Origin of the sequence: Lactobacillus helveticus DSM 20075 = CGMCC 1.1877, assembly GCF_000160855.1 — a bacterium.
Classification (GTDB): Bacteria; Bacillota; Bacilli; order Lactobacillales; family Lactobacillaceae; genus Lactobacillus; species Lactobacillus helveticus.
On the sequence record NZ_GG700752.1, the window covers coordinates 684,292 to 692,036 of the forward strand.

The window sequence follows — 7,745 nt, forward strand, 5'->3', positions numbered from 1 at the left end:
TGTACCGTTAATAATTATGAAAAAGAGGCCATGATGGTCTCTTTTTTTGCACTATAATAGAACACCCGGTATGATATAATTTACAGAAGGAGGGTCAACAATGGCTGATGATAAGAAACAATTATTAATTGTTACAGGAATGAGTGGGGCAGGTAAGACTGTTGTGGCTCATGATTTAGAAGATATGGGCTACTTCGTAGTTGATAACTTGCCACCAACATTATTGGGAAGTTTTTGGGATTATAATTCAAACGACTTCCACAAGGTAGCAGTAGTAATTGATTTACGTGTTAAAACTTTTTATACAGATTTATTAGATGAGGTAAATTCACTAGAAGATAATGGCAACGTTCAAGCAACTATTCTATTCTTGGATGCCTCAGATGATGTATTAGTGGCACGTTATAAAGAAACTAGACGACTTCCACCGTTAGCTAATAATGGCAAGGGACGTCTATTAGATGGCATTCAAGAAGAACGTCATATTTTGATGCCAATAAAGAATCGTTCAAATTACATCATTAATACGTCTAATTTATCAACTAAAGATTTAAAACAGAAGTTAATTAATACGTTTAGTGATCGCAAGCGTCAACCATTTTCAATTGAAGTAATGTCATTCGGTTTTAAATATGGCATGCCAATTGATGCGGATATTGTAATGGATGTGCGTTTTTTGCCTAATCCATTTTATATTCCAGAGTTGCGCCCATTTACAGGATTAGATAAGCGTATCTTTGATTATGTAATGAATAAGAAAGAGACGCAGGTTTTCTACCAAAAATTATTGGATTTATTGGAAACTGCCATTCCTGGTTATATTAAAGAAGGAAAAGAAAAATTAACAATTGCAATTGGTTGTACTGGTGGTCAACATCGTAGCGTATCAATTGCACAACAACTTGCTCGTGACTTATCTAAAAAATATCCAGTCGATATTACTCACCGTGAGGTAAGTCGCTACATTAGAAAGTAGGTATATCGCGATGTCATATGGAGAAACGCGAATTGTGCGCGTAATTAAAGGTAGGCGTCCGCGGGTAGTAGTTATCGGTGGTGGTACTGGCTTACCAGTTATTTTGAATGCGCTGAAAGATCAAAATGCGGAAATTACTGCTATTGTTACAGTATCCGATGATGGTGGTTCATCTGGTTCTATTCGGAATTTTATAAACGTTGTTCCACCAGGTGATATTAGAAACGTGTTGGTTTCTTTGAGTGATTTGCCACAAGAAGAAAAAGATATTTTCCAATATCGTTTTGATTCATCTGATGCATTCTTCTCGGGCCATGCCATTGGTAATTTGATTATCGCCGCATTAAATGAAATGCAGGGCAATATTTTTGATGCTGTTCAATCTTTATCTAAAATGATGAAAGTAGACGGCCATGTATTCCCCGCTTCTAATGAACCTTTAACTTTAAATGCTGAATTTGTGGATGCGACAACAGAAGCAGGAGAAACAGAAATCACATCTAAAGACAAACGAATTAAACGTGTTTGGGTAACTGATACTAATTCAAAAGCTACGCCTAAAGCTGTTTTGCCAGTATTGGCTTCAATTATGCAGGCAGATGCTGTAGTATTAGGGCCCGGCAGTTTATTCACTTCGATTTTGCCTAATTTAATGATTTCTAACTTAGGTGAAGCAGTTCGAGAAACTGAAGCTGAAGTAATTTATATTTGCAATATCATGACTCAACGTGGAGAAACGGATCACTTTAGCGATGCAGAACACGTTGAAGTGATCAATCGTCATTTAGGAGGAAATTATATCAACACAGCTTTGGTCAACGGGGCAAAAATTGATATGAGCAAGTTCCATCCTGAAGATTATGATGCTTATCTTGAACCGGTTAAGAATGATTTTAATGGATTAAGAGTACAAGGGTGTCGAGTAATTACTGATGATTTTATTGATCAACGTCACGGCTTGGTCTTTCATGATGGAGAAAAAGTAGCAAAAGAAATAATGAATTTGGCATTTGAGGCAATGTCACGTAAAAGAATGAAGGAAAATAATGGCTAGTTATGCTAGTGAAGTCAAAAAGGAGCTAACTTCGCTTGAGGTGCATCCGGAACATGCTAAAGCGGAGTTAGCTGCTTTTTTGCGGATGAATGGAGTTTTAAATCTTCATGATCATCAATTTAGTTTAGATATCACTACAGAAAATCCCGCTATTGCACGTCGAATTTTCAAATTAATTAAAGTGGCATATGGAATTGAACCATTGTTAATTGTTTCTCGTAAGATGAAATTAAAAAAGAATAACCAATATTTGGTTCGGCTTAATCGCGATGTGCAAAAGATATTAGAAAATTTAAATATTTGGGATCCAGCTAAAGGATTGGTTACCAGAATTCCTCAAAGGATTATGAAATCCAGTGAAGGTGCGATGTCGTATCTTAGAGGCGCATTTTTAGCTGGCGGCAGTGTTAATAATCCTGAAACTAGTAGATATCACTTAGAAATTTATTCAACTTATGAAGATCATAATGAAGATTTAGCTAAGTTAATGAATGAGTATTTTTATTTGAATGCTAAGATGACTAAACGTCGGCGAGGCTATATCGTTTATCTTAAAGAAGCAGCTAAGATTGGTGATTTTTTGCATGTGGTGGGTGCATTAAATGCTATGCTCAATTTTGAAGATTTACGAATTATGCGTGATATGCGCAACTCAGTTAATCGTTTGGTCAATTGCGATACAGCTAATATGAAAAAAACAGCTTCGGCTTCAGCCAAGCAGGTTGAAGATATTCAGTTGATTCAAAAAGAAAAGGGAATTGACAGCTTACCAGAAAAACTACAGGTTTTAGCACGTTTTAGATTAGCTCATCCAGAACTAACTTTAAAAGAGGTAGCGGACCAAATTCCAGACGGACCAATTTCAAAATCTGGTGTTAATCACCGATTTAAAAAGCTACATGAATTAGCTGAAACTTTAAAAGAATAGAAAAAGAGGATTTGCAAAATGCAAATCCTCTTTTTTAAATATAATTAATGATTACTTCTTCTTGTTAGCCATAATTTCATCGATCAAACCATATTCCTTAGCTTCTTCAGCAGTTAAGTAGTTATCACGTTCAGTATCCTTTTGGATCTTTTCTAATGGTTGACCAGTGGTTTCGTGTAAGATTTCGTTAATCTTCTTACGACTCTTTAAAATTTCGTTAGCTGCAATTTGGATGTCAGTTTGTTGACCTTGAGCACCACCTAAAGGTTGGTGGATAAGGACAGTTGAGTTAGGCAATGCAAAACGCTTGCCCTTAGTACCACTAGTCAAAATAATAGAAGCCATTGAAGCAGCCATACCAATTGCAATAGTTGATACGTCTGACTTAATGAAGTTCATAGTATCCATGATTGCAAGGCCAGAAGTAATAACACCACCTGGTGAGTTGATGTAAAGTGAAATATCCTTAGTGTTGTCTTGTGCATCAAGGAAAAGTAATTGAGCAATAATCGAGTTAGCCATTTGATCGTTAATTTCGCCGCTCAACATAATAATTCTATCTTTTAATAAGCGTGAGTAAATGTCGTAAGCGCGTTCGCCACGAGCAGTTTGTTCAATAACTGTAGGTACTAGCATATGTTTGCCTCCTAAATTTATTTCTTAATTAAATTAGCACTCTTTTAAGTACTGTGCTAATTAAATCACTTCGTAATAAAAGTGTCAAATAAAGAGATCTACTTGTATTCAAATTGTATTTTTGAGAATATTATTTATATATTATAATAATGTAAATTACTGTTGTAATATTGTAGGAGGACAAGCTTGAAGTATAAGAATAAGATTTTAACTGCAACATCAGCTGTTGCACTTAGTGTTGGTTTATTAATGGGTTATTCTAATCCTGTTTTTGCTACTAATTCTAAGACAACTGCTAAAGCAGACAAGACTAAAGATAGTTCAACCGATAAAAAAGAACCAGTTCAAACCAGTACTTCTTACGATTTGATGGTTAAAGTAGGTAGTAACAGAAATTATGGTGTTTATAAGAGCATTAAGAATGGTGAGCCTGTAAAGAAACTTGCCAGTGCTAGTGATTATCAATATGCTCATATTCAATCAGATCAACGAATTAAAACCCAACATGGTACTTATTGGCGTATTTATGTTAATGGCCGTAAGGTAGGATATGTTAACCAAAACTGGTTTACTAGAAATAAAATTGCTGTACCTAAGACCGTAAGCTTAGTAAGAAATAGTCATTCTGATTTTGCTCCAGAAGATGCTGTTAGTTACGTAACTAACCACATGGGAACTGTAATTCCAACTCAAGATATTACAATTTCTGAAGATGCAATTGATTGTTCCGAACCTGGCACTTATAAAGTGAAGTATAGCTATGGTAGTGCTAAGGCCACTGTTAAGGTTACTGTAAGAAAGAGCACCAAAGAAGGTGTAGCTGATGCAGATAGCGTGCAAGCTAAGCCATTTAGTGGTGATTTGAAGTCTTGGAAGACTTACTACGGTAGTTCTTCTAACTATGTAACTAAGACCGACTTTGCTCCAGATAAGTCAAAGCATAGTTACACTACTGATAACAGTAATATGACTTTCAAGACTCGCTACTTCCAACCAGTTTTGCTTAGCGTTGCTAGAGATATTAAAGACGACGATTACATTAATCGTGTAGGTCATATTCCAGAAGGTATTGCCATATCAGATGGTTGGCTTTACAGTAGTTTGCTCAGCAGCACTAAGATTTCTAATGGTCACATCGTTGGCTATAATTTGAACCATTTAACTAATGCATTTAATGGTCAATACTTGCTTGATATGTCTCAAAAGGAGTTTAATTCTTACGTTAAGAACATTAAGGTAAGTCCATATATTCCAATCGGCCACGGTCAAGCTATGGGTGCAACTGATAAGTATATTTATGTAGTTAACTATGATAACAAGACATTATATAAGAGCAACAGATCAGAAGAATTACTTCAAATCCGTAAGAGTGATATGTGCATTAACAAGATTTGGACATTTAAATGCTGGAATGGTAGTGACTCAGAAGGTCGTTACTTCCGTAATGGTGTCGTTGTAGATGATCACAAGATGTACACTACTCTTTACAATAAGCAAAAAGACCAAACTGAATACTGGAAATTCAACCGTAAAGGTGATAACTGGTACCCAACTATGTTAGGTGCAACTAAGACTGGTATTGTTTCAAATACTTATACTCAAGGTTTCGCATATGATCCTAAGAATGGCAACTTCTATCTTGCATTTAACGATGTAATTGCTAAGATTGCTCGTGATGGTGAAGTTAAGGATACTTATCAATTCCACACTGGTCGTGAAATTGAAGGTATTGCTGTTTCAAACAATAGACTTTACATGAATTTAGCTCAACGTGCTGAATTACTTGAAAGTACAGAAAAGTTAACTAAATAATTTATTCATTAAAAAGGGCAATGAACGTTTAAGTTCATTGCCTTTTTTTGTTATCTATTTATCAGCATCTAAGTATTTTTGCAGTACTCTGAAAACTCCATTTTCAGTATTAGCTGGTGCAATATATTTAGCGTGCTCTTTAACAATTGGCATCCCATTGGCCATAGCATATGAGTATTTGGCAAAATCAAGCATGGCAATATCATTATCGCTATCACCAAATGCGATTAGATCGTCACCGGTTAAGTTTAATTTGGCTAATAGGTGTTTTAAACCAGCACCCTTGTTAATGCCATACACGTTAGTATCAATAGCAGTATTGGCGGATCCAAATGCAGAAATCTTTTGTTCATGCTTTGCATTAAATTCTTTTTCAATTTCTGGAGCTTTAGAATTGTCTAAACTAAAAGTGATTTGCAAGATATCTTTTTTAGGCAAATCTTCCCAGTGATCAACGACTGCGCTTTGTCCAGCAAAGTATGCTAAAAAGTCACGTTCAGTCTTAGGAATTGCTCTATGAAAGTATGCTACATCAGTTTCAAAGACCATAGGAGCTACTTTGCCATATTTATCACTGACCTCTTTGAGCAGACTAAGTGCAGTTTCACGCTTTAATGGGTAAGAAGTAACAGTTTCACCATTAACAACAAGCATAGAACCGTTCAATGAAACAAAATCCATGCGTTCCGCAAAATCGCCAAAGTCTTGTTTTAATCTGGTGTACGGACGTCCAGAAGCTACAATGAAATGGACGTTTCTTTTCTCTAATTCTGTAAGTATTTGATCAAATTGTTCATGATTGAATTGCTTACGGTCATCTAAGAATGTTCCGTCCATGTCAACTGCAACAGCTTTAAAAGGTAATGTCATATTTTTCCACCTCATTTTTAATCTAAATGAAATTAAAAATAAAAAAAGACCGCTGTCAACGGTCTTTTTAATATATCTATACATCTATACCTTAATTGGCCTTTGTTTCATGATATTTGTCAATACCAGGAAGAATCAATCCCAATGCAATTAAAATGATTGGTGTCAAAATGTTAAGCATTAAAGTAAATGGATCTGGTGAATAAATACCGAAAATACAGCATGCTGTAGTAACTAAGAAACACCAAATACCCGCGGTATACGCTAAGCCTTGATATTTGGTCATTTGATAAGTAGTTTCAAATGATTTTTGATGCTTTCTCAAAGCAATGTAAGCTGCAAATACCCAAAGGTAACGAAGTGGCATAGTAGTTGAGTTTAACTTAACTAATTGAGCCATTACAGCTTGTGCGTTAGGAACAAATGCTTGAATAGCAATTAAACCACCTGATAAAACAACAATCATCCAAATACCATTAATGTAGGCACCATGCTTGTTAAGCTTGAATAAGCCTTTAGGGATAAATTCTTTTGCCTCTTTGCTTCCAAAAAGCATTCTAAGTGGTGCATCAATACTAATACTAAAGTTGAGAATTGACCAATCACATTACACCATGAATAGATGTACATGAATAAGCCACCAACGTGATAGTATTCGCCCAATTTTTGAAAGGCCATGTAAGCACCATTTGAAATGTATTCATTCAAATTGGCATTAACGACCTTTGGATCAAAAATCAATGCCATAGCAAAGGTACCTAAAATCGCTGATACCATAACCATGATTGCTAATGCAATCATTGCCTTAGGGAAGTTCTTGGATGGATCCTTAACCTTATTAACATAAGGAAAAATCTTTTCACAACCACCAACGGCAAATACTAAAATCGAAAGAGAAGTAAAGTATTTGACATTGAAAGTTGGCATTAAATTCTTCCAATTAAGATCAGTGTGGTAAAAGCCTGCTCCTGGGTAAATGGCTGGAGCAGCAAACATCATGATAATAAATAAGATTGACATGATGAACATCGACGATCCCGCAACAGTAGCCAATCCTTTTAATACGGGAATTCCGCGACTGGCTACCCAGCAGAAGAATAAGAATATAACCAAGGTTGCAAATTGAGTCCAAGCAGTAGGCAAACTGTCATACCGTCTAGTGTTGCCAAGAATGGCCCAAGCTATTGCTCTCAGGCCACCGGTACCTTTGCTTGATACGTGGCAAGCCCAATAAGTCCAACCAGCGTAATAAGTCCATTTTGCACCCATTGTGGCGTTTACCCAAGATGAAACCCCACCTTCGGCATTCTTAAATGTAGCACCTAGTTCACCAACCATAAGTGCGTAGGGAACAAAGTACAGAAGTGTCTGGGAAATAACTAACCCTCAGATACCAAAAGACGATCAATCCAACTCTTAATTTGAGTTGCTTGACCGTCTTTTTCTTATTCTTTTTATTTTTGAACAAA

Annotated in this window: 6 protein-coding genes and 1 pseudogene; 4 read left to right on the forward strand and 3 right to left on the reverse strand. The window is 35.9% G+C overall.

Annotated elements, in window-relative coordinates:
- The first annotated feature begins 100 nt into the window (after positions 1-100).
- Genes rapZ through whiA form a run of 3 tightly spaced genes read left to right on the forward strand, consistent with a single transcriptional unit; the run spans position 101 to position 2,958 of the window.
- Positions 101-976 carry an RNase adapter RapZ gene (gene rapZ, locus HMPREF0518_RS03210; RefSeq protein WP_003626030.1) on the forward strand — a complete coding sequence of 292 codons (876 nt, stop codon included), beginning with the start codon at positions 101-103 and terminating at the stop codon, positions 974-976.
- A gap of 10 nt (positions 977-986) precedes the next feature.
- Positions 987-2,030: a gluconeogenesis factor YvcK family protein gene (locus HMPREF0518_RS03215; protein ID WP_003626031.1), complete on the forward strand. Its 1,044-nt coding sequence runs from the start codon at positions 987-989 to the stop codon at positions 2,028-2,030.
- On the forward strand, positions 2,023-2,958 hold the full coding sequence (gene whiA / locus HMPREF0518_RS03220) for a DNA-binding protein WhiA (RefSeq protein ID WP_003626033.1): 936 nt from the start codon (positions 2,023-2,025) through the stop codon (positions 2,956-2,958). The genes HMPREF0518_RS03215 and whiA overlap by 8 nt, the downstream gene beginning before the upstream one ends.
- A gap of 51 nt (positions 2,959-3,009) precedes the next feature.
- Here whiA and clpP read toward each other — a convergent pair whose 3' ends face one another.
- Positions 3,010-3,594: an ATP-dependent Clp endopeptidase proteolytic subunit ClpP gene (gene clpP / locus HMPREF0518_RS03225; protein WP_003626035.1), complete on the reverse strand. Its 585-nt coding sequence runs from the start codon at positions 3,592-3,594 to the stop codon at positions 3,010-3,012.
- Positions 3,595-3,780: 186 nt separating this feature from the next.
- On the opposite strand from clpP, the gene HMPREF0518_RS03230 reads away from it, so the two are divergent.
- Entirely contained in the window at positions 3,781-5,406 is a 1,626-nt protein-coding gene (locus HMPREF0518_RS03230) for an SH3-like domain-containing protein (protein ID WP_003626037.1), read from the forward strand.
- Positions 5,407-5,460: 54 nt separating this feature from the next.
- On the opposite strand, the gene HMPREF0518_RS03235 is transcribed toward HMPREF0518_RS03230, so the two are convergent.
- Both HMPREF0518_RS03235 and HMPREF0518_RS03240 read right to left on the reverse strand, forming a co-directional pair.
- Positions 5,461-6,276 carry a Cof-type HAD-IIB family hydrolase gene (locus HMPREF0518_RS03235; RefSeq protein ID WP_020829084.1) on the reverse strand — a complete coding sequence of 272 codons (816 nt, stop codon included), beginning with the start codon at positions 6,274-6,276 and terminating at the stop codon, positions 5,461-5,463.
- 91 nt (positions 6,277-6,367) lie between these two features.
- Positions 6,368-7,641 (reverse strand): annotated as a pseudogene (locus HMPREF0518_RS03240) (APC family permease); the annotation flags it as partial.
- Between the last annotated feature and the right edge of the window lie 104 nt (positions 7,642-7,745).